Origin of the sequence: Sedimentitalea nanhaiensis DSM 24252 (assembly GCF_000473225.1) — a bacterium.
Taxonomy (GTDB): Bacteria; Pseudomonadota; Alphaproteobacteria; order Rhodobacterales; family Rhodobacteraceae; genus Sedimentitalea; species Sedimentitalea nanhaiensis.
This window is the reverse complement of record NZ_KI421509.1, coordinates 1-22,234: the sequence shown is the minus strand read 5'-3', so window position 1 is coordinate 22,234 and position 22,234 is coordinate 1. Positions and strand designations below refer to the sequence as shown.

Here is a 22,234-nt window from a genome sequence, read left to right as displayed (position 1 = left end):
GCCCGGGTCCCGTGCGCCTTGCCAAGAGAAAACAGCCAGTTCCGACCAATGTTAAGGGAATTTCATACATCTCCCCCTCTGAAACGACGTTTGGTGCATATGGGCTTGCTTGACCATACCCTGCTCCGGGTCTGAAAACTCAACCTGATCGGCGCATTCATGCACAGGTGGAACTTGCTTTGCACGCGGATGTCGGTTTACCTTCATCGCGCAACCAACTGAATTGAAACCAAAGAGAAAACCGATCCGATTTTGACGCATCTGCACTGTCGCCATTGTCGGTCAGCAGGCTGTCGCGTTTCGGAATTCCTGGAGAGATGTTATGCCGCTGGACGACAAGCAACGCGCGTTTGTGGAGAGATTCATCAAGGGCGGCATCTTCAATCGAAAGTCTGACAAGTCAAAGGTTCGCAACTACGAGGCGTTCCTGGCCGCCGAGGCCCAGGCACAGGCCGCAATCGACCTGTTGACCGGTCTAACCCCGAATGTTCGATCCATTACTGACCAGCTGAACCTGGCGCGGGCCCACAGCGACAAGGGTGAATTCGACAAGGCCGTGGACGAGGCGCAAAATGCTTTGTCGATGGCCCGTGAAGTGCAGGCCGCGTTGGACATCCGGCGTCGTGAACGCGATGCGATGCAGCAGCAGCTGGCCCAGTTGACCGACAATCCCGACGGCGCCCTGAATGCCGAGATCGCAGACCTCGACACTCAACGGGCGGCCATTGCCGCCTTGCTGACCGATCAGATCCCCTCTCCCACGGACGCAAGCGCCGCGGCGTCGGCACTGGCGACGTTGCGCAATGCCATTGCGACGGTGCAACAGGCCGCAGCGGCCCGAGCTGCCGAAAAGGCACGCCTTCAACAGGGCCACGTGGCCCAAACCGCCCGCATCGCCAAACTGCGCCAACTGCTTGGCCGCGTCACCACCGATGCCGATCATGGTGCGATGGAGACATTGGCAGACGGAATCCAGACTGACCTGGACGCGATAAACACCGCCCTCACGGCGAATGACCCGGTGACCATCACCGCCCGCCTGACCGATCTCGACGGAATGCCAGCGCGGCTGGAAACCCTGGCCGACCGAATTGACGCTGCCTTGTCACGGGTTCTGACGGCAACCCTGGGCAACACCGGCACCAGCGGCGCGCAAAAGGAAAAACTGGTGGCGCTTGGCAAGGCGAACCCGGCCGCACTCGCCGCCGCGATGACCGTGCTGGAAACGATCCAGACCGACCTGGGCGATGTCACCGTCGATCGGGCGCTGTTGCAAAGCAAGCAACAAGCCGTCGACACAGCCGCAGGCGAGGTTACAGCCAAATCCGACGCACTGAAATTGGCGCAAGAGGCACAGAAAGCAGCCGTCGCGCATGAAAAACAGCTTAACAAGACGGCAAACGCGGCCTTCAAACCGGCCAAGATTGCGCTTGATGCAATCAGGACCTTTGAGAAGACCAACGCCGCCCTTCTCAAGGATACGACCCACAAGGATCACGCCAAGAGCATGGTGGCCTATCGTCAGTTGATTGCTGATTTCGAAGGCAAGGATGCCCTTTTCAAACAGGCGAAAGCCACTGCCAAACAGGCACAGACCGACGTGTTGGCCAAGCAGACCGATGTTGGCGATGCGCAAAACGAACTGGACACGGCGAACGCCGCGCTGGCGGCAAACAAGAAAGGGCTGCGCCAGGCCGAGGGCAAGAAAAAGCTGCTGGAAGCGATCGGCTTTGGCCCCCTGTCACCCGACAACGGGACCGCGGTCGACCCGGCCATCGCCAAGGATCTGATCGAACTCTATGGCCGCAATCCACGCGTGGCCGAGGTTGCAACCGACGCCGCTGCAAAAGCCGACTATCCCGACAGTGTCGCCATCGCGGCAAAGCTGATGTGCGACAAGGCCGACGACCGTTTCGAGTCAGATACCGGCACGTCCTTTGTGAATGCGGATTACGCGGAAACCTACGCGCAAAACCTGATCAAAATGTCGGCAAACCTGCCCCCGACCGAAGCCGCCAAGCTGGACGGCTACCTCAAGTCCGGGCGCCAATTCAAAGATGGAGGTCCGGTTAAACCGGGCACGACACGCAACGAAACCGGCACCAAACGCACCAAACATGTCGGCGCGGCCCTGCTGAAAGACGACGGCTCGCTTGACCTTGCCAAAGGCCGCGACGCATTGCTGGACGTGATGTTCCACCCGTCGGCCATGCAGACGCAAACTCCTGCACAGATCAAACATATGCTGGATACGATGACTTTTCTGGAAGGCTCTGCCGAGGCGCGCAAGATCCTGACCGACGTCAAGACGACGCCGACGTCGGACTCGGCGCTGGCTCTGCTGGCAAAGTCCAGCGGCAAGGACGCGGTCGATGTCGGTCCCGGCGAATGTCGGGGCGCGATCCTGAATGCCATGCTGACCCCGGTGTTCCAGGGCGACGTCGGATCCTGTTTTGCCACTGCCGGCATTGTCAAGCTGCGCAACGACTCCCCTCTGGAAGCCATGAAGAACTACCGCGACCTGGCCAAGGACGGTGAATACAACCCCAAGACCGGCGACCCGGTGCCCGCGATCCAGAACGTGCCCGACGATCAGGATCCGCTGGTGCGCAGTCTGGAATACACCGCCGCGACCGCCATTGCGCGCACCGATTTCAGCGGACTGAACCAAGAAATGACCGCCTCTGTCTCCGGTATGGTTTCGGTCATCACCGAAAAGGTGAAATCCAAGAGCCGCGCCGATGTGACCGCCAAACTCGAAAACGCGATCAAAAATGCAGTCGAACTGGTCTATAATCCCGAAGTCGAGATCGTGGATTCCAACGACGGATCGTCCAGCAAGGGTCGCTACCAGCTGATCAACAAGACCGACGGCAAGCCGATCGAAAATCTGCGGCAATACCAGGAGATCGTCTGGGATCTCGTCTGGGACGTGGTCAAGAAAAGTGACACCAAAATGTTCACCTCGGTCAAGGATGTGGGCGAGCAGGTATTGGAAAGCGACTTTGCCAACGCAATCAAGATCGGCGGCAAATGGCCATGGGAACTGTCCAGCGGCGGGCAGACCCACGAAGCGAGCCGCACGATTTTCGGCGGCGATATCACCGCCTCGGACATCGTTCCCCGAACCAACCCAAAGACTGCGGATATTTCCGAACGCACCAAAGAGGTCTTGGCCAGCGTGCTGTCGAATTTCGCACCCAGCAGCGACCCGCCCGACCCGAACGAAATGTGCTCCGTTCTGACCTGGGGCATGCACGGGTTCAATATTACACCCGGAGACGAGTCGCTGGCCCCGCTGCGCACAGGTGGGCCGGAGGCCCTGAACGAAAACATCAAACGCGAATTGCTGGATCCGGGCAAGAAAATCGCCGAGGCCGAGATACCTGTGGATCAATTGGCCTTCATGTTTGAAAAGGAAATATCGGCCTTTGGCGCAGATGCAACCGGCAACGCCAAGACCGCGCTGGATCAGATCCTGTCCACTCAGGCTCCCACCGCCCCGATGACACCCGCCCAGTTCAAGGCGCATGTCAAAACCGCCAGCACCGCCTATGTCGAGGCGGTGGCCGAGGTCGAGGCCAACTACTGGCGCGACAATCAGACCACGGCACCGACACCCGAAGCCATCGCCAAAGAAAAGGACGAGTGGAAAGAGTATTTCGCAGGCAAGCTTGAATCCGCCGTGGACAATCGCCTGATCGACGATCTGGGCGCGCCGCAATTCGTGATTGCCGACACCAACTGGGGCAGTGCCCGGGATCATACCTATTTCGTGATCGCCGCCGATCCGGCAACAGGCCTGCCCACGCTCTATGCCAAAACCGACCCGCCCGGCACATTGACGCCCCAACACGAAGCCGAAAAATGGGTCAGCACCGGCTGGGCCAAGGTCGCATGAAACCCACAGGAGAGCCAACATGACCGAGATTTCCGACATTGTCCCGGGACACGGCCCCGATGGGACCCCGGCCGCCTTCGTCGGCGATACCACTTATGCCGACCTTGGCCAGCTGCTACAGGCCGAACCTGCCCTGATGGCCCCCGAGGCGGCGGCCGGGCTGGCCCTGCATGTCACGCATTTCGCGCGCGATGGGGCCTATGCGGTGATCGATGACCCCAAGTCATTCGAATCTGCCTACCGGGAGCGGCTCGAACGCGAGGACCCAAACCAACCCTGGCAGCAGAATGTGATGCGCTTACGGGATTTTGGCGTGCCCGACTTCTCGGCGATCCATGCGCCGGCGCATGAAGGCGATGCGCTGGTGTTCTATGCCTCGGACGCGCTGACCGGTCTGCCCTATCGGGTTACCGCGCCGCTGAGCGACCTGTCGTCGCCAGACTTTGCGCCCCTGCCTCTGACCCCTGCCTCAGCCCCGCCCCGTGCCACCAACGCCTCCCGGCAACCCCAGATGCAGGCCCCCGAACCGTCAGCGGAAACCACCCGCAAGGCGGATCAGGCCCAGGCGGACACGCCACCGCAGTTCGATCCCTTGCCCGACGATCTACCGTCATTGGACGATTAACCCAAATACGGCAGAACGTTGCCCGTAAACGTAAGGCAAGATATCCCGGTGACTTTTAGATATCGTTGGTGCGGCTAGAGAGAACGTTTGAGCCCACTCTTCGGCACGCTCCTGATCTGGGATGAGCATCTCACACAACACGATCGTAGCGAGCCTCTGGGCTCCTCTATCACGCGCAGGGTCTTCAACGGCAAAGGCGGCGGTGGCAAGCGCGCCTGCCCCGTCTGCGCCGTCTAATCAAGGATGAACAGAAGCCTGGCCAATCCCCCATCGCCAACGACTTGAACCAGCTCGCCAAGGCGATGAACATGGGCAATTTTCCCGTGATGCCGGACACAGAGTGCAACATTCGCCGCGCATTGCTGCGCCGCGAACTACCGCGGGCACTTCTTTGCTCTGTCATTGAATGATGACAAAGCTCGACATGCGACTGAAGCAGAGTGTCAGGCAAGCGCCTTGGCAAGCTCATTCCATTGGGTCCGCGCGATAGCATCCGGTCCAGCGATTGCCCAATAGCTTTCGTGGTGGTCAATAGTCTCGTTGTCGAGCCGGACCAACCGCCTGGCCCTGAGATCGTCTTCGCAAAGCGGCAATGATCCCAGAACCACCCCCATGCCGACGCGTGCAGCACCAAGGGCTGACAGGAACGTGTCAAAATGCAGATGCGGGAGGGGGGTCGTCGAGATGCCGAAGCGGGTGGCCCAGGTGTTCCATCCCGGACGAGGCCCCGAACAGGCGATGCGGGGCCAGTCCGTCCAATAGCCGCCACGCTTGACCAGTTCGGGCGATGCAAGTGGGGCGATCTTCTCCGAGAACAATTGCACTTTGTGGTCATGGGGCCAGTCGCCTGACCCGTAGCGGATGCGGACCACATCGTCCAAAGCGGCATCCTGCGTGCCGAGCACCATGGATTGAATGGTCAACTGCCCTTTGCCGACGTCTCCCAACTTCATAAGGCGAGGCAGCAGCCACAACTCAATGATCGATTGACTGGCCGAAATCGTCACCTGCCCCCGACCAGAGCCAAAAAGCGCTTGCGAGCTGTCACGCAAATTACTCAGCGCCGTGCGCACATGCGGCAACCATGCTTCGCCTTCGACAGTGAGGTCGATGGACCGAGCCCGCCTGAAAAACAATGTCGTCCCGAGCTGCTTTTCAAGATGGCCGATCCGTTGACTGATGGCCGATTGTGTCAGTCCGATCTCGGCGGCGGCGGCGGTAAAGCTGCGGCAACGGGCGGCCGCTTCGAATGCGCGTATCCACTCCAGCGGGGGCATCTTGAATTGAGGATCAGCCATTAGAAGATCTAAGCCTTGGTCTAATAACTTCTAATTTGATCTTATGCCAGACTATTGCGAGGCTGTCGCCACAAATCTGCCAACCAAGGACAACACCATGACATCCGTTACCGTCGATCTGTCAGGCGAACACCTGACGCTCGTGACCTCAAACTCTCGTCGTCGCTTCCACGCGATCTGGTTGCGCGACAATGCGGGCGACCCCGAGACACGGGCCCCCGGTAACGGCCAGCGTCTGATTGCCGTCCGTGATATACCGGCTGACACGCGTATCGACGACGCCGATTTGAAGGGCAATTTGCTGGAGGTCCGTTTTGCCCCCGAGGGCAAGGTGGTCGGCTACGATCTGGGCTGGCTTGAAGCGCATGCCTATGACACGGACCAGCCACGGCAACGCGGCTGCACGGCTCGGAGTGTCGAAGTCTGGGATGCCCAGTTGATGGGCAACCTTCCCGTAGGCGATTACATGGAATTGTCGCGGAATGATGCTGCGCTGTCCCAATGGCTCGGACTGGTGACCAAGTATGGCTTCGGCAAGGTGGTGAACGGGCCGATCGAAGACGGTGCTCTCTTCAAGATCGTCGATTTGTTCGGCTATGTGCGAGAAACAAACTATGGGCGGCATTTTGATGTTCGGACTGAGGTCAATCCAACGAACCTCGCCTTTACAGGGCTTGGCCTTCAGGCGCATACCGACAACCCCTATCGCGATCCTGTCCCGACCCTTCAGGTGCTCTACTGTCTCGAAAGTTCGGCCGCGGGGGGCGAGAACATGGTCGTGGACGGATTTGCCGCGGCCAAACGCCTGCGTGAGGAGAACGAGGCCTATTTCGATGTCCTTGCCGACCATTGCGCCCGGTTCGAATATGCGAGCGCGACGGGTGTCTGCCTGACATCGCGCCGTCCGATGATCGAGCTTGCGCCAGACGGCGAGTTGATCGCCGTGCGCTTCAACAACCGCTCGCTCTCCGCCATCACAGATGTGCCTTTTGACAAGATGGCCACCTATTACGCGGCCTATCGCCGCTTCGGTGAAATCATCGATGACACCGCGATGGAAATTACCTTCCGCCTGAACCCCGGCGAAGCATTTCTTGTCGACAACACGCGTGTGCTGCATGCGCGCAAGGGATATTCCGGCGAAGGGACACGCTGGCTTCAGGGATGTTATGCTGACAAGGACGGATTGCGGTCGACCTATGACGCCTTGTGCCACGCGCAAGCATTGGAGGCCGCAGAATGAAACCCGACATCGACAGCTTGACCCGCGAGACGATCGTGGATTTTATCGGGTCCATCTTTGATCGGCGCGGCAATGAGGAATATCTCGGCGAGCCTGTGAATATGGGTCAACACATGCTGCAAGGGGCGACAATTGCCGAGCAGAATGGTCAACCCGAGGAGATCATTGTCGGTGCGCTGCTGCATGACATCGGGCACTTCACCAGCGAGTTCGGTACATTCACCATGAATGACACCGAAGACCGCCATCATGAGGATGCAGGCGCCGAGGTGCTGGAGAAATTTTTTCCGAGCATCATCACCGATTGCGTGCGCTACCATGTGGCCGCCAAACGGTATCTTTGCGCGACGCGGACCGAATATCTCCGACGTCTGTCCAAGGCCTCGATCCACTCGCTCAACCTTCAGGGTGGCCCAATGAGTGCCGAGGAGGTCGCAGAATTTGAAACAAATCCGAACCTCGAACAGATCATCGCAGTGCGTTATCTGGACGATGCCGGCAAACGACCGGATATGGAAACACCCGACTATTGGCATTTTGCGCCAATGGTTCAACGGATGGTTGACCGGCACGGTGCGGCTCAGACATAGCTGGCCAGTGCCCGACAGGCGGGAACCGGCCAGCTATGTCTGCATTACGGCCATCAAACCCGTATGGCCGTTTTTGCTGATTGGGGACTGCCGACGTATACACGCTGGCGAATGGCTCCTGGGTCATGTTGGCAAGAGACGGAGCCGAAGGCGGATTGATGCAATGTCTATGGGGCCGGGGAATCTCTCGGCAGTCTTGTCATAGCGCGTAGTGACGCGGCGGGCGCTCTTGAGCTTGCCGACACAGCGTTCGACCAGGTTGCAAAGGCGATATCCGCCCGTCATGCAGTCCACGCCGAGCGACAGAGGCATCGGCTATCAAATCCATTAGAGGGGGTAGAACGGCGTATTAGCTCCGTAATTTACCAATTTTTGTTGTAAAAAATGGTGCGGGTGAAGGGACTCGAACCCCCACGCCAAAGGCGCCAGAACCTAAATCTGGTGCGTCTACCAATTCCGCCACACCCGCACATCTCCACGCCCGGCAACATAGTGCCGCCGTGGGGTCCACGCTGCTTACCAAAGGTTGTTTGCGGATGCGAGGGGAATTCTGCACGCACCGCACCTTCGGCCCATTTCCAGTCCGGCGCTTAAATACTCAGTTCGCGCAGCACCGATGGCAGCTCTTCGGGGATGTCTTCGGCGATCAGGCCGGGTCCGAAGCTCAGCGCGCATTGCGTGTGCAGCCAGGCGGCTGTCTCGCACGCTGCCATCGGCGCTGCTCCGCGCGCCAAAAGACCGGTGATGAATCCAGCCAGTACATCGCCTGACCCGGCTGTCGCCAGCCAGGGTGCCGCGCGCTCATACTGCGCTGAATGCACCGAACACCGACCGTCCGCCGTGGCAATGACCGTCGCTGCGCCTTTAAGCAAGACCGTACACCCTGCCCGCGCCGCTGCCGCCCGCGTTGCGTCAACCTTGGAATAGGCTGGTCCGATGCGGGAATTTGTCGCCAGCCTTTGCGCAAGATCGGGAAACAGGCGAGCAAATTCACCGCCATGCGGGGTAAGAACCGCCTTTTCATGAAGCATGTCGAACAGGGTTGAGGGCGCATCGCGGAACACCGTCAGCGCGTCCGCATCCAGAACCACAGGGCGTCGAGATGCCAGGGCAGCCACCACCAGGTCGCGGCCGTGGTCGGCGACACCCAATCCCGGCCCCAGACACAGCGCATTCAACCGCGTGTCGGCCAACAGGTCTGTCAGCGCTTTGGCGCCGGAAATACGGGTCAGCATCAGCGCCGTGATCTGGGCGGCGACTTCGAATTGTGCCGCGGGCGGAACGCCCAGCGTGACCAGCCCGGCCCCAATCCTCAGGGCCGCGCGCGCCGCCAGCCGGGCGGCACCGGTTTTTCCGGGCCCACCGGACAGAACCATGGCGTGCCCATGAGCGTATTTGTGGGCCTGTACGTTCTTTTCTAGCCCGGCCACCGAAACGGCATCAACCAGTTGGGCGACGTCGCCCGGAGTCCGGCCTCTGGCCTCAAGGCCAATGTCCTTGACGACCACCTTGCCGCAAATCTCTGCCCCACGCGACAAAACGTGCCCGAGCTTGCAGGAATGAAACGATATGGTCAGGTCGCAGTGGAATACTGCATCGCGGTCCTCTCCTATCACTTCCCCGGCGTCGGCGCAGAGACCCGATGCGATATCAACCCCGACGATCCTGGCCCTTCCCTCTTTCGGTCCCTTTCGGTCATTCAACTGCTGCGCAATCCTTGCCAGGTCGTCCGGTATTGCGCGGGCAAGTCCGGTGCCAAAGACCGCATCCACGAACAGATCGATGTCAGGGCAGCCGGCATCGACGCCTGGATATTCCAGACGGTCGACGAGATCGCCGTGCGGCAGGGTCTCTCCTATGTCCCGCCACCGTTCATAATTGGCCCGCGCATCCGGCGGCAACCTGTCAGGATCACCATAAAGAAAAACCTCCACCTCCCAGGCCCGCTCTTTCAGCAGCCGCGCCACCACGAATCCGTCGCCGCCATTGTTGCCCGGCCCGCACAGCACGACAGCGCGGTGCGAGGTTTTTGCACGCTCGGGCCATTCCTCGAGAATCGCCTCAACCACGCCGCGCCCGGCGCGCTCCATCAGCTCTAGCCCGGTCACCTTGCCGGACGCGATCGCTGCCTGTTCGATGGCGCGCATCTGCGCGGCGGTCAGCAGTTCGGCCATGTCATTCTCTCCGTCGATTCAATTTTGCCTGTTTTTTATGCGCGACGCACAAAAAGTCGGCTTGCCCGCCATTTACACCGCTGCGGACCGGACCTCGCCACAGTAACCGATTGTCGGCAGTCAATAGAAGTGATCTCACCCGCCTGAACAGCGGCGTACAGGGGGACCCCATGAAAAAGATCGAAGCGATCATCAAACCGTTCAAGCTTGATGAGGTCAAAGAGGCGCTTCAGGATGTTGGCGTTCAGGGGCTGAGCGTCATAGAAGTCAAGGGATTCGGTCGCCAAAAGGGTCATACTGAACTGTATCGCGGCGCCGAGTACGTCGTCGACTTTCTGCCCAAGGTCAAAATCGAGGTCATTCTGGACGACGACCAGGTCGATGCCGCAATCGAAGCCATCATCGCAGCGGCGAAAACCGACAAGATCGGTGACGGCAAGATCTTTGTCAGCCCCATCGAACAAACAATCCGCATCCGGACCGGCGAAACCGGCTCGGACGCGCTGTAATATCACCACCAGTTTCCAAGAAGAGGACTTAGGGAATGAGCAAGGACGCGATTCTCAAAACGATCAAGGACGAAGACGTCGAATACGTCGACATCCGCTTTACCGATCCGCGCGGCAAACTCCAGCACGTCACCATCGTATCCGATCTGGTGGACGAGGACTTTATCGAAGAAGGGTTCATGTTCGACGGCTCATCGATCGCCGGCTGGAAGTCGATCGAAGCCAGCGACATGAAGCTGATGATGGACACCGACAGCGCCTATATCGATCCATTCTACGCCGAGAAAACCCTGTGCGTGCATTGTTCCGTGGTCGAGCCGGACACCGGTGAACCCTACGAGCGCGACCCGCGTGGCACCGCCGAGAAAGCCGAAGCCTATCTGGTCTCTTCGGGCATCGGCGATGTGGCCTATTTCGGCCCCGAAGCCGAGTTCTTTCTGTTTGACGACGTGCGGTTTTCCAACAGCATCAACAAGGTCTCCTATGAGGTCGATGCCACCGACGCCTCGTGGAACACCGACACCGAATACGAAATGGGCAACATGGGTCACCGCCCGGGCCTGAAGGGCGGCTATTTCCCGGTCAACCCGACCGACGAAGCCCAGGACCTGCGCAGCGAAATGCTGTCCACCATGAAGCGTCTGGGCATGAAGGTGGACAAGCACCACCACGAGGTCGCGTCCTGCCAGCACGAACTTGGCCTGATCTTTGGCACCCTGACCACTCAGGCGGACGAGATGCAGAAATACAAGTACGTGATCCACAACGTGGCCCACGCCTATGGCAAGTCAGCCACTTTCATGCCCAAGCCGATCTATGGCGACAACGGGTCCGGCATGCATGTGAACATGTCGATCTGGAAAGACGGCAAGCCGCTGTTTGCAGGCGATAAATATGCCGATCTGTCCCAGGAAGCGCTGTATTTCATCGGCGGCATCCTGAAACACGCCAAGACGCTGAACGCCTTTACCAACCCGGGCACCAACAGCTACAAGCGTCTGATCCCCGGTTTCGAAGCCCCGGTTCTGCGCGCCTATTCCGCCCGCAACCGGTCGGGCTGTGTGCGCATTCCGTGGACCGAAAGCCCCAAGGCCAAGCGCGTCGAAGCCCGCTTTCCCGATCCCAGCGCCAACCCCTATCTGTGCTTTGCCGCCCTGCTGATGGCCGGTCTGGACGGGATCAAGAACAAGATCGATCCGGGCGAGGCGATGGACAAGAACCTCTATGACCTGCCCGCCGAAGAGCTGAAAGGCATCCCCACTGTCTGTGGCAGCCTGCGCGAGGCGCTGGATGCACTGGCGGCCGATCACGACTTCCTGCTGCAGGGTGACGTGTTCACCAAGCATCAGATCGAGGGCTACATCGAACTGAAGATGGAAGAAGTCCACCAGTACGAGCACACGCCGCATCCGGTCGAGTTCGGCATGTACTACAGCTGCTGATCCAACGATCAGATGACAGATGGGCGTCCCGGCACCGGGGCGCCCTTTTTCATTCCCCCACGGCATCCGGCGTCGCGATAGACAAGCCGGTGGCCAACGAATAATATTTGAGCGGTATTTTTAACAAGTGATGGGGTTTGTGGACGATGGGTGGATTGTCAGAGCCGACGGGTGAAGTCGCGGAGGTCGCGAAAGATAGCTCTTCAGTTTCTCCCTTTTATCCCATCCCCCCTGCCATTTGCGTATGTTTTACTATGGTGGATCCTCTGTAAAACCCGCCGAAGATCGACGTGACCACACAATCCGACAGCGGCAGCATCGAATATGCATATCGCGGAGTATTCGAGAACGCTTACCGTATTCTTGGATATGAAATCGATGGACCAAAGGGGCAGATCAAAACCGGTCTATTGCTGACGGGTACAAAGGACGCGTTTACACTCTATGACATCACCGATGATGGAGCATTTTACTTCGCGCGCCACATTGACAATTCCGGAACAATCCAAGGCCGTGACTATTCGATTTACAGCCTCAGCAACGTGACAAGTTTGATCACCAACTCGGGTACATTGAAGGGCGACGTGGTTTTGGGTCACGGCGTGGATCAGGTGATCAACACGGGTAAAATTTTCGGCGCACTGCAGACCGGAGACAATACCGGTGATTGGTTCAAAAGCGGCGACCACGTCGAAAACCACGGAATAATCCGCGGAATTGTCACCATGAGCAACTTTGATGACATTTTCACCGCCTTCGGCGATGCGCGGGTGGGCAGCGTCGAAGCACCCAAGGTGGTGCGGGGCGGGCTTGGAAATGACACGCTGACCGGTGCCAACCAGAACGACAAATTTCGCGGCAACGATGGCAACGACCAGCTGAACGGCCTGGGTGGCAACGGCGGAGATGATAACCTGCGCGGCGGCCCCGGCCAGGACCAGATCATCGGCGGGCATGGGCACGACAGGCTGTGGGGCGGAACCGGTGCAGACGTGTTTGTCTTTCGTGCCGTCGCGGACTCTGCCGCAGACGCGCCCTCTGACCGGATCCTCAATTTCGAACCCGGTGTCGACCGGATCGACCTGAGCCAAATGTCCACCGACATCGCATTTGTCGGCGACCGGGTCTTCTCCGCCACCGGCGATGTCGAATTGCGGTTTTCCGTGCTGAACAGCGGCACGGCGCGGGTGATGCTGGATGTGGATGGTGACGGAACAGGCGATCTGCGTTTTCTGGTATTGGACACGTTGCATCTGACCACGTCAGACTTCATTCTGTAGGCGGCGGCGCGTCCGCCGCGTCACTCGCCCACCGGTGTTCGGGACCCGAACCTCCGGCGGGCCACACCCACGACCCTGCAAGGAGCTTGCCGCGCCATGAAATTCCCGTCCCTGCCCCGGCTGGCGCTCGCGACCACGCTCGCTTTTCACCTCGCCCAACCCGCTGCCGCGAGCTGCGGCAATACCAGCGCTGGTTTTGAAAGCTGGAAGGCCGATTTCGCGCGGCAGGCCCAGAAGTCCGGTGTCAAGAAAAAGGGGCTTCAGGCCCTGTCTCAGGCAAAATATGCAACCCGGACCATCGCGGCGGATCGCAACCAGAAGTCGTTCAAATATTCGCTGGACAAGTTCATGCAGGTGCGCGGGGCCAACACGATTGTGGCCCAGGGTCGCAAACGCAAGGCTCGTAACCCCGGTTTCTATGCCACGCTTGAGCGCCAATACGGCGTCCCGGCGGGCGTTCTGATTTCAATCCACGGTATGGAAACCGCCTTTGGCGGCTTTATGGGCGACAGCCAGGTGGTGTCGGCGATCACCACATTGGCCTATGATTGCCGACGCTCGGAATTCTTTATTCCCCATGCCATCGGGGCGCTGAAGCTCGTCGATCAGGGAACGCTGACCACCGCAACTCTGGGGGCCAAACACGGTGAGCTGGGGCATACCCAGTTCCTGCCCGGCAATGCGCTGACCTATGGGGTGGATGCCACCGGCGACGGTAAGGTCGATTTTTACAATGTCACCGATGCGCTGGCCTCGACCGCAAACTTTCTGCGCCAAAAGGGCTGGAAACCCGGCCAGGGGTATCAAGAAGGCCAGCCGAACTTTGCAGTGATCCAGCAGTGGAACGCCGCCAGCGTCTATCAAAAGGCAATTGCAATCATGGCGGCGCGCATCGACGGATGAAACGCCCGAAAATCTAGCGCGCAATCACGATATCCGCGCTCAACCCGCCCAGCGTCTCGCTTTCGCCCAGACGCAGTACACCGCCATGGGCGCGCGCCACATCGGTCACGATGGCCAGCCCCAGGCCTACGCCGCTGCCCTTGTCCTGATTGCGCGCCGGATCCAGCCGGGCAAAAGGCTTGATCGATTCACCGCGCCGGTCGATGGGAATGCCCGGCCCGTCATCCTCGACCCGAATGCGAAGGGATTTTTCGCTAAGCACCACGGAAACCTCGGCGCGGGTTCCGTAGCGCACCGCATTGTTCAACAGGTTTTCCAACGCCCGGCGAATTGCGACCGGACGCAGCATGATGGTTCCCTCACCGCTCGCCTGGGTCAGTTCAATCGGGTTGCCTGCACGTTGCGCATCCTCGACGATCAGGCGCACAAATTCCAACGGATCGACCTCTTCGGGGTCACCCTCGGCCAAGCCGCTGGAAAAATCCAGAAACGCGTCCAGCAACCGCTGCATCTCGTCCACGTCACGCAACAGCGGCTCTGCGTCATCCTCGTCGATCATCGCCAGCCCCAGCCTGAGACGGGTCAGTGGCGTGCGCAAATCGTGGCTGACACCGGACAGCATCAACGTGCGCTGCTCGATCTGCCGTTCGATCCGTGCGCGCATATCCAGAAACGCACCGCCCGCCGCACGCACCTCGGTCGCGCCGGACGGCGTATAGGGAACCGTGCGCCCGCGCCCGAACGCCTGCGCCGCATCGGCCAGGCGGGTAATCGGGCGCAGCTGATTGCGCATGTATAAAAATGCGATCACCGTCATAAGCGCGCCAAAGAACGCCATCGTCACGATCAGCTGATGCGGATTCGTCACCGCCACCCGTCCCCGTGCAAAACTGATCCGTGTCGGCCCGAGATGCGAATCCAGATACAATTGCACGGATCGGTTGTCCGGAAACGCCGTCGCCAGCGTGCTCGGCACTTCGGCCCGGACCGTATCCCGAACGATGCCAGCCGAAAAATCGTACCAACGCAAATAGTCTTTGGCCGGCACCTCGGCCTCGGACACAAAGGTCACATCCATTTGGAAGGCCGACATATAGGGCTGCATCTGAATCAACGCTTCATCGGTCGTGGTGGCCTGCACCATCTGACTGGCAATGACATCCAGTTCGCGCAACAACGTTTCGGACATCTGGGTCGTGACATTTTCCAGATGTTTCTGCACAAAGGCAATCGAAACAACCAACTGCACGCTGACAACCGGTACGATCAGGATCAGGGCCGCACGTCCGTACAAACTGCGCGGCATATAGTGTTTGAGCCATTGAAAAAACATGCGCCAAGCCTAGCGGGCCGCCGCGATGAGAGGAAGAGCAATGCCCCTGCCCCCAGACGATTTCAACCCGCCCGCCGGTGCGGCACTTCAACTGGAACCCGGACTGCGGCGCATTCTTGCGCCCAACCCATCTCCGATGACCTATCGCGGCACCAACACCTATCTGTTGGGCACGCGAGATCTTGCAGTCATCGACCCCGGCCCTGCCGATCCGGTTCATCTTGACGCGATTCTCGCGGCGCTCGAACCGGGCCAGCGTATCAGCCATATCATCGTGACCCATTCCCACCTCGATCACTCGCCACTGGCCAGCGACCTGAGCGCACGCACCGGGGCACCCGTCCTTGCCTTCGGCGGTCCCCAGGCCGGCCGCAGCAAGGTGATGAGCGACCTCGCAGCCAGCGGAATGGCAGGCGGCGGCGAGGGTATAGACATGGGATTTCAGCCTGATCAAACGGTCGCGGACGGGGCAATCATCCAGGGTGACGGCTGGCAGCTCGACGTGATCCATACCCCTGGTCATCTGGGAAACCATATCGCGCTTGGCTGGCACGACGCCTGTTTCACCGCCGATCATGTCATGGGCTGGGCCAGTTCTCTGGTGTCGCCGCCAGATGGCGATCTTACGGACTTCATGGCCTCCTGCCGCCAGTTGCAAAAGCACAACTGGCGCGTGTTTCATCCCGGACATGGAGCCCCCATCAAAGACCCTGGCGCGCGGCTGGACTGGCTGATCACCCACCGCCTCAGCCGCGAAACCGCGATCCTTCAGGCGCTCTCGACCGGACCGGCCACCGCGCGTGCACTTGCAGAGCAGATCTACACCGATACCCCACCCGCGCTTCTGCCTGCCGCAGAGCGAAACGTACTCGCCCACCTCATTGATTTAATGGGAAAAAATTTAACCGCACCACAGACCGATCTATCGGCCGCATCGATATTTTACCGTGTCGAATGAGACATGGCAAAATTTATGGTTTTTCGGACGAATGTCACTGGACTGGGCAAAACCAGCTTGCTATATGCCCGACACCGTTCCGGCGTAGCTCAGCGGTAGAGCAGTTGACTGTTAATCAATTGGTCGTAGGTTCGATCCCTACCGCCGGAGCCAAAATCTCACAACGAGATCAAAGGCATAAAGGCCGCTTTGATGAGCGGCCTTTGTCTTTTTCGTAGGCTCTGCAACAACTCTACAACATTAGGCAGAGCTGGCTTAGCTTTCAGTTTCTCATGCGCGCGAAGCGTTCAGGATCATAGCAGAAGCCGAGGTAGCCCTTCTCATCGCGAACGATGTCGGTCACGAAACGTAGATCGACGTACTCATTGATCTTGTCCTTCGCCGCTTCGACCGTTCGAAGCGCCATGTCGTCAGTCATTGGTGGCTTCTCCCGGAGGTCTTCAAGGATGCCCGATAGCTGCGATGCCAAGTCATTGAGCTTCTCCAGCGTCGGCTTGTGAAGAGCCAACACACTCAGCATGTCTTGGTCGAAGAAGTCATTCAGGTTGATATGATGACCATTCAACTCAATCGTAGCCTCGCCCCAGTTGTCGGATTCCTCCACAATCTGCATTGCAGCCTTGAGGATTTTTGCGTCGTGAATGCTCATGCCGCTGCCCTCTTGACCTGAGACCCATCTCTCCTCCAGCCTTTGGGAGAATCCGGGTTTTGTTTTCTGGCCTCATGCGGCCTGCTTTTGCAACGTCATTTTGTCTGCGAACTCGTTCGGCGTGAGATTTGCCAGCGACGAATGCGGCCGGTTTCGGTTGTAATCCTCCTTCCATTTTTTGATCTCTGATCTGGCGTCTGCGAGGGACGAGAACAGCGTCTCGTTCAAGCACTCATCGCGGAAACTGCCGTTGAAACTCTCGATGAAAGCGTTCTGTGTTGGCTTTCCTGGAGCGATGTAATGCCAGTCGATCTTTGTTTTCTGGCACCATTTCAAAACCGCTGAACTGGTCATTTCGGTCCCGTTGTCGCTGACAATTGTCTTCGGCATTCCGCGCACCTGAATGATAGCGTCCAATTCACGCGTCAGCCGCGCGCCCGACAGCGATGTATCCGGAACAAGAGCCAAACATTCACGGCTAAAATCATCTACCATCGCCCGAACGCGGAACCTGCGTCCATCTGTGAACGCGTCCGAAACGAAATCCAGGCTCCAACGCTCATTGATGGTCTCTGGCACGATCATCGGGCGGCGCGTGCCCAGGGCGCGTTTCCGGCCACCACGCTTACGCACCTGGAGCCCTTCTTCGCGATACAAACGCCGCAGCTTCTTCTGGTTCATGTAGATGCCTTGACGCTCCAGCATGATGTGTATGCGCCTGTAACCGAAGCGCCGACGTTCAGCAGCCACATCCTTCATGGCTTTGCGCAGGTCAGCATCATCTGGTCGGATGCTGCGATACCGCACACTCGACCGATCCACGTCCAACACATCGCACGCCCGCCGCTGGCTCACCCCGTGCTGATCACAAAGATGAACCACCGCTTTCCGCTTTGCCGCGGGCGTCACCATTTTTTTGAGTTCACATCCTTCAGCATGGCGTTATCCAGCATCTGTTCTGCCAGCAGNATGAACCACCGCTTTCCGCTTTGCCGCGGGCGTCACCATTTTTTTGAGTTCACATCCTTCAGCATGGCGTTATCCAGCATCTGTTCTGCCAGCAGCTTCTTCAGCTTGCCGTTCTCATCCTCAAGCGCCTTCAGCTTGCGGGCATCGGACACGTCCATTCCGCCGAACTTCGATTTGTATTTGTAGAACGACGCTGTGCTGATGCCATGCTTGCGGCATACCTCAGCCGTTGGGACACCGCCCTCCTGCTCTTTGATCATCCCGATGATCTGCTCTTCTGAAAATCGTGACTTCTTCATATTCCGTCTCCAATGCTTGGGACAGATCCTACTCAAAAGTGGAGGAGGTTTAAGGTCTCAGGTCAGAGTCCTGTCTAGGATCAGGTCAATACCGAAAGACCGTTTGAAGATGTCGCTGAGTGCGATCTCGCGCGCTTCGTTGGAGAAAATCTGATTTATCGCGGTATCGATTGTGTTGTTGTAACCGGTGCCGTGAAGTCGCTCGTGTGCAGGCAAGAACTTTCTAAAGGACGCCTCCACGCTATTTGGAAGTCTGCCCTTCGCAACAGCACTCCTTAAAGTAGAGGTCTTGTAACTGCCGCCACTGTAACCCTTCTCAAACTTGAACCGATCTTCCTCAGCATCATACGCTTCAGTTTCATGAAATCGATCCAAGAATTCTTTCGGCGTTCCAAGCAGCTTTGATTCAACTTTCCGGGCGATCCAACCTGTATAGCCCTTCTTTCCTCGGCCCGAGCCAAAGTGCTTGTCGATATCTCGTAGGAAAGTACTCTTGCCCGAGTTATTGGGGCCGGTAACAATCGTGACCGATCCGGGTTTAAGGGGCAGTTCGCTTCCATCTGCGAACTCGATTTTTTCAACTACAAGACCTGCTTCCATTCGTCCCTACTCGCTGCCTCAACCGCAATATTTGCTCAAATATCTTCTGCACCCCACCACCTATAGTAGATAACTAGGTGTCTTTCCAGAAGTCACCTGCGTAGCCTTACTCCAAACAATTCCGGTTGACCCGGTCACCTGACCGGCACTTATGAAACATGCCTCCATCAACCGATGCCTTGGAGGCAGACTTGATTTCTATCCAACAGACAGATTGGCCCTTGGACGCGAAGGCCCGCCTCGCATCGAGTTGTAAGCCTCCTTCTCGACGACGGCATCAAGACCTTCGGCCTGTGCCTTTGCGGCCAGTTCGTCGCCCAGCCGATGTGTCGGCACATAGTAGTCGGCCATGAACATGAAACCGATTTTATCCATATACCGTTTTTCAACGCCAAGCTGGCGCAGCGCCGCCGTTGATTTGCCGCCACCTGCCGTGATCCGTATTCCAGTCAGTCGCGGCCTGTCACGATCCCCGATAGCGCGGCGCATCGCGTCAGCCAGCCGGTTTTGTGCCTCGTCTAGGGGCATCGGGTCATAGTGCTGACGGAACGCCCGTGTCGTGCGGCGAGAGCCTTTCACGCCGGGGAATTTTTTGCGGGTGTATAGCTCGCCAAACTCGCGGCGATCCTTAGCCGGGACATTCAAACGGTCATATTCAGCGGACAGAGCCTGCCAAGCCTGAACCGGGTCCAGAATTCATGACCCCTATTCAATATCGAATTCGGCAATCAGAAAGCCGACCGTCGCTTCATCACGCAACTTGCAGGCGATGTTCAACCAATACCCATCGTGGGATCTTCGACACGCTTTCCATCAATTTCACCCGCTTTTTCCTCCGCACTTTTTACGCGGATGTTAACGAAAACAGGTGGGTCAATTTTGATGGAGTGGATGCCCCCACCCGACGGCATCGCAATGTGCCAAGATGGTGATGTTGAAGTCACCATAGAAAGAGGAGGCATCCATGGATGAGGTTAGCATCGTTGGCGTTGATCTGGCAAAACAGGTCTTCCAGGTTCACGGAGCTGCGGCGGATGGGAGGGTCCTGTTTCGCAAGAAGTTATCACGGCCGCAGTTTCTGAAGTTTATGGCGGGTTTGCCGCAGTGCGTCGTGGCAATGGAGGCCTGCGGGACCGCACATTACTGGGGCCGGGAACTGACACGGCACGGCCATGAGGTTCGGCTTATTCCGCCAATCTATGTGAAGCCCTTCGTAAAACGCCAAAAGAACGATGCGGCTGATGCCGAGGCTATCGCCGAGGCCGCGCAGCGCCCGACGATGCGCGGTGTCACGGTGAAAACTGCCGAACAGCAAGCGCAGGCAATGCTCTTCCGCACCCGCGATCTGCTTGTCGGACAGCGCACCCAGTTGGTGAATGCACTCCGGGGGCACCTTGCCGAACATGGTATCGTTCTGGGAAAAGGTATCGGCAATGTCCATCACCTCGCCGTGCGCATCGAAGAAGATAAAAGCCTTCCAGGCCTTGTCAGAGACATGGCGCGGCTCTACCTCGACCGGATCGCCGGACTAAGCGCCGAAATCGACAATCTGAACACCCGCATTGCGGCTGCGGCGAAGGAAAGCGATGTCGCGCGCAAGCTTCAGACGATGCCGGGGGTTGGACCGATTTGCGCCATGGCGATCACAACCTTCGCGCCCGACTTGCGCGAGTTCCGCCGGGCTCGCGATTTCTCGGCCTGGCTCGGTCTTGTTCCCCGGCAGCACTCAAGCGGCGGAAAGCAGAAACTTGGCCGCACGTCGAAGATGGGCCAGCGCGACATCAGGCGCTTGCTGATCGTGGGCGCCATGTCCGTCGTGCATTGGCGGGGCCGAGATGGAGGTCGGCCAGGTTCGTGGCTTTCTCGAATGCTGGCTCGTAAACCACGAATGCTGGTCGCCATCGCCCTGGCCAACAAGATGGCTCGAATGGTCTGGGCCATGCTTGTTCGAAATGAAGAATACCGAGATCCGGCTGGCGCGGTTTGCTGACCAAGACTGCCGGAGTGTCGGCGATGTGAGGAGGACGACGATCTGTATGGGCAAATGATCGACTAGATCCGGAACGGGGAAGCCTGTGGCGTGCAACGAGCTCGAGCTCGGAATTTTGATGAGGCCTCCGATCCGCGCATCACCATACCGGCCCGCGGCATGTCATGGCCGCACCAGAGAGGCCTGAAACATGACCGCACCCGATCACACGCTCAGAAAGTCAGAGAATCCTTGCATTGAAGGGGGCATCCAAACATGCACGCCGGTTCACAGCCGGAAAGAGACACGAGAGGGCAGCGAAAGACCCGACGCGTTTCGCGGTGGCCGCGCGAATAGCAACCATCCAACAGCTGACGCGATCGCATGGCTCGCTCAATTTTGGGGTCGGGATATTGACGCCGAACACCTGGACCAAAGAACATCCGCATGATGATCGAATGTCTGGCCGACACCACAATGTCGCAAGGGAAGCGAGCACCTTCGCTGGAATACCCGGCGGTTGCTTGAGGAGCGGAACGCCGCGCAAAACCTCGGCTACCTTCAGGCCAAGAAAGGGATTTGTTCAATCCAATATCTTCGCGAATTGCGGCTGACGGTCAAGCCGCCCGCGTCCGCAACCCGTCTTGCAGCAGTTCCAGAACCCTGTCTCCCGGCACATCGGCGGTCACAAACGCCTGCCCGATATCGCGTGCCAGGACAAACCGCAGCTGACCGTCCACCACCTTTTTGTCCTGCCCCATCAGATCCAGCAAAGCCGCTGCACCCGGCAGGTCTCCCGCGATATCGGACAGGTCGGTCTTCATCCCCATGGCCCGCAGATGGGCGCGCACCCGACTGGGGCATTCCTGACTGCACAGGCCCAGCCGCGCCGACAGTTCGAACGCCAGCGCACAGCCGATTGCCACACCTTCACCGTGCAGCAGCCGGTCACCATAGCCCGTCGCCGCCTCGAGCGCGTGACAGAACGTATGCCCCAGGTTCAGCAACGCCCGGTCGCCCTGTTCGGTCTCGTCGCGCGCCACGATATCGGCCTTCATCTGAACCGAGCGCGTCACCGCCTGCACCCGCGCAGCCATATCGCCCGCTGCCAGCGCCGGGCCATTGGATTCCAGCCAGTCGAAAAACCCGGCATCCCCCAACAGCCCGTATTTCACCACCTCACCGTACCCGGCCAGAAAATCGCGCGGCGCAAGTGTGCCCAGCACCGCCGTATCCGCCAGCACCAGGCTCGGCTGATGAAACGCCCCGATCAGGTTCTTGCCCTGCGGCGCGTTGATCCCGGTCTTGCCCCCCACCGAACTGTCCACCTGCGCCAACAGCGAGGTCGGGATTTGCACGAACCGCACGCCGCGACGCAGCACGGCGGCTGCAAACCCGGCCAGATCGCCGATCACCCCGCCCCCCAGCGCGACCACGATGTCGTTGCGCTCGACCTTGGCCGCCAGCAGCCATTCGACGGTGCGGGTGAACT

17 protein-coding genes, 2 tRNA genes and 2 pseudogenes are annotated in these 22,234 nt (G+C 58.9%); 11 read left to right on the top strand and 10 right to left on the bottom strand.

Annotated features, from left to right (window positions below):
- Positions 1–322 precede the first annotated feature (322 nt).
- Both NANH_RS0101610 and NANH_RS0101605 read left to right on the top strand, forming a co-directional pair.
- Positions 323–3,901: a hypothetical protein gene (locus NANH_RS0101610; RefSeq protein WP_027260465.1), complete on the top strand. Its 3,579-nt coding sequence runs from the start codon at positions 323–325 to the stop codon at positions 3,899–3,901.
- Positions 3,902–3,920: 19 nt separating this feature from the next.
- Complete coding sequence (locus NANH_RS0101605) at positions 3,921–4,526, top strand: hypothetical protein (RefSeq protein WP_027260464.1); 606 nt, start codon at positions 3,921–3,923, stop codon at positions 4,524–4,526.
- A gap of 443 nt (positions 4,527–4,969) precedes the next feature.
- Here the strand turns inward: NANH_RS0101605 and NANH_RS0101600 are convergent, their stop codons facing one another.
- A complete protein-coding gene (locus NANH_RS0101600) occupies positions 4,970–5,824 on the bottom strand; it encodes a LysR family transcriptional regulator (protein WP_027260463.1) in 855 nt (284 codons plus the stop codon).
- Between the two features lie 97 nt (positions 5,825–5,921).
- Between NANH_RS0101600 and tmpA the strand changes: the two genes are divergently transcribed.
- Positions 5,922–7,067, top strand: coding sequence for a 2-trimethylaminoethylphosphonate dioxygenase (gene tmpA / locus NANH_RS0101595; RefSeq protein WP_027260462.1), 1,146 nt, complete (start codon positions 5,922–5,924; stop codon positions 7,065–7,067).
- A complete protein-coding gene (tmpB, locus tag NANH_RS0101590; protein ID WP_027260461.1) occupies positions 7,064–7,657 on the top strand; it encodes a (R)-1-hydroxy-2-trimethylaminoethylphosphonate oxygenase in 594 nt (197 codons plus the stop codon). Before tmpA ends, tmpB begins: the two co-directional genes overlap by 4 nt.
- A 123-nt stretch (positions 7,658–7,780) precedes the next feature.
- Here the strand turns inward: tmpB and NANH_RS27720 are convergent.
- From NANH_RS27720 to NANH_RS0101580, 3 genes and pseudogenes are all read right to left on the bottom strand, one after another.
- A pseudogene (locus NANH_RS27720) lies at positions 7,781–7,930 on the bottom strand (IS5/IS1182 family transposase); the annotation flags it as partial.
- A gap of 112 nt (positions 7,931–8,042) precedes the next feature.
- A tRNA-Leu gene (locus tag NANH_RS0101585) sits at positions 8,043–8,126 on the bottom strand.
- Between the two features lie 121 nt (positions 8,127–8,247).
- On the bottom strand, positions 8,248–9,831 hold the full coding sequence (locus NANH_RS0101580; protein WP_027260460.1) for a bifunctional ADP-dependent NAD(P)H-hydrate dehydratase/NAD(P)H-hydrate epimerase: 1,584 nt from the start codon (positions 9,829–9,831) through the stop codon (positions 8,248–8,250).
- Positions 9,832–10,001: 170 nt separating this feature from the next.
- Here NANH_RS0101580 and NANH_RS0101575 point away from each other — a divergent pair, with 170 nt between their 5' ends.
- From NANH_RS0101575 to NANH_RS0101560, 4 genes are all read left to right on the top strand, one after another.
- Positions 10,002–10,340 (top strand): P-II family nitrogen regulator, encoded by a 339-nt coding sequence (locus NANH_RS0101575; protein ID WP_027260459.1) that lies wholly within the window; start codon positions 10,002–10,004, stop codon positions 10,338–10,340.
- A gap of 35 nt (positions 10,341–10,375) precedes the next feature.
- On the top strand, positions 10,376–11,782 hold the full coding sequence (gene glnA, locus NANH_RS0101570; RefSeq protein WP_027260458.1) for a type I glutamate--ammonia ligase: 1,407 nt from the start codon (positions 10,376–10,378) through the stop codon (positions 11,780–11,782).
- A gap of 290 nt (positions 11,783–12,072) precedes the next feature.
- On the top strand, positions 12,073–13,062 hold the full coding sequence (locus tag NANH_RS0101565) for a M10 family metallopeptidase C-terminal domain-containing protein (RefSeq protein ID WP_027260457.1): 990 nt from the start codon (positions 12,073–12,075) through the stop codon (positions 13,060–13,062).
- Positions 13,063–13,158: 96 nt separating this feature from the next.
- Entirely contained in the window at positions 13,159–13,965 is an 807-nt protein-coding gene (locus NANH_RS0101560) for a lytic murein transglycosylase (protein ID WP_036049249.1), read from the top strand.
- A gap of 13 nt (positions 13,966–13,978) precedes the next feature.
- Here the strand turns inward: NANH_RS0101560 and NANH_RS0101555 are convergent, their stop codons facing one another.
- Positions 13,979–15,298, bottom strand: a complete 1,320-nt coding sequence (locus NANH_RS0101555; RefSeq protein WP_027260455.1) for an ATP-binding protein — start codon at positions 15,296–15,298, stop codon at positions 13,979–13,981.
- 40 nt (positions 15,299–15,338) lie between these two features.
- On the opposite strand from NANH_RS0101555, the gene NANH_RS0101550 reads away from it, so the two are divergent.
- On the top strand, positions 15,339–16,256 hold the full coding sequence (locus NANH_RS0101550) for an MBL fold metallo-hydrolase (protein ID WP_027260454.1): 918 nt from the start codon (positions 15,339–15,341) through the stop codon (positions 16,254–16,256).
- 78 nt (positions 16,257–16,334) lie between these two features.
- Positions 16,335–16,409, top strand: a tRNA-Asn gene (locus tag NANH_RS0101545).
- A gap of 109 nt (positions 16,410–16,518) precedes the next feature.
- Here NANH_RS0101545 and NANH_RS0101540 read toward each other — a convergent pair.
- From NANH_RS0101540 to NANH_RS0101520, 4 genes and pseudogenes are all read right to left on the bottom strand, one after another.
- Positions 16,519–16,905, bottom strand: coding sequence for a hypothetical protein (locus NANH_RS0101540; protein ID WP_027260453.1), 387 nt, complete (start codon positions 16,903–16,905; stop codon positions 16,519–16,521).
- A 72-nt stretch (positions 16,906–16,977) separates the two neighbouring features.
- Positions 16,978–18,173 (bottom strand): annotated as a pseudogene (locus NANH_RS0101535) (IS3 family transposase).
- Positions 18,174–18,230: 57 nt separating this feature from the next.
- Positions 18,231–18,773: an ATP-binding protein gene (locus NANH_RS0101525; RefSeq protein WP_027260450.1), complete on the bottom strand. Its 543-nt coding sequence runs from the start codon at positions 18,771–18,773 to the stop codon at positions 18,231–18,233.
- Between the two features lie 198 nt (positions 18,774–18,971).
- Complete coding sequence (locus tag NANH_RS0101520; RefSeq protein WP_139236702.1) at positions 18,972–19,418, bottom strand: hypothetical protein; 447 nt, start codon at positions 19,416–19,418, stop codon at positions 18,972–18,974.
- 319 nt (positions 19,419–19,737) lie between these two features.
- Between NANH_RS0101520 and NANH_RS0101515 the strand changes: the two genes are divergently transcribed.
- Positions 19,738–20,763, top strand: a complete 1,026-nt coding sequence (locus NANH_RS0101515; protein ID WP_027260448.1) for an IS110 family RNA-guided transposase — start codon at positions 19,738–19,740, stop codon at positions 20,761–20,763.
- Between the two features lie 596 nt (positions 20,764–21,359).
- Here the strand turns inward: NANH_RS0101515 and aroB are convergent.
- Positions 21,360–22,234 (bottom strand): 3-dehydroquinate synthase (aroB, locus tag NANH_RS0101510; protein ID WP_027260447.1); only part of this gene is annotated, 875 nt, incomplete at its 5' end.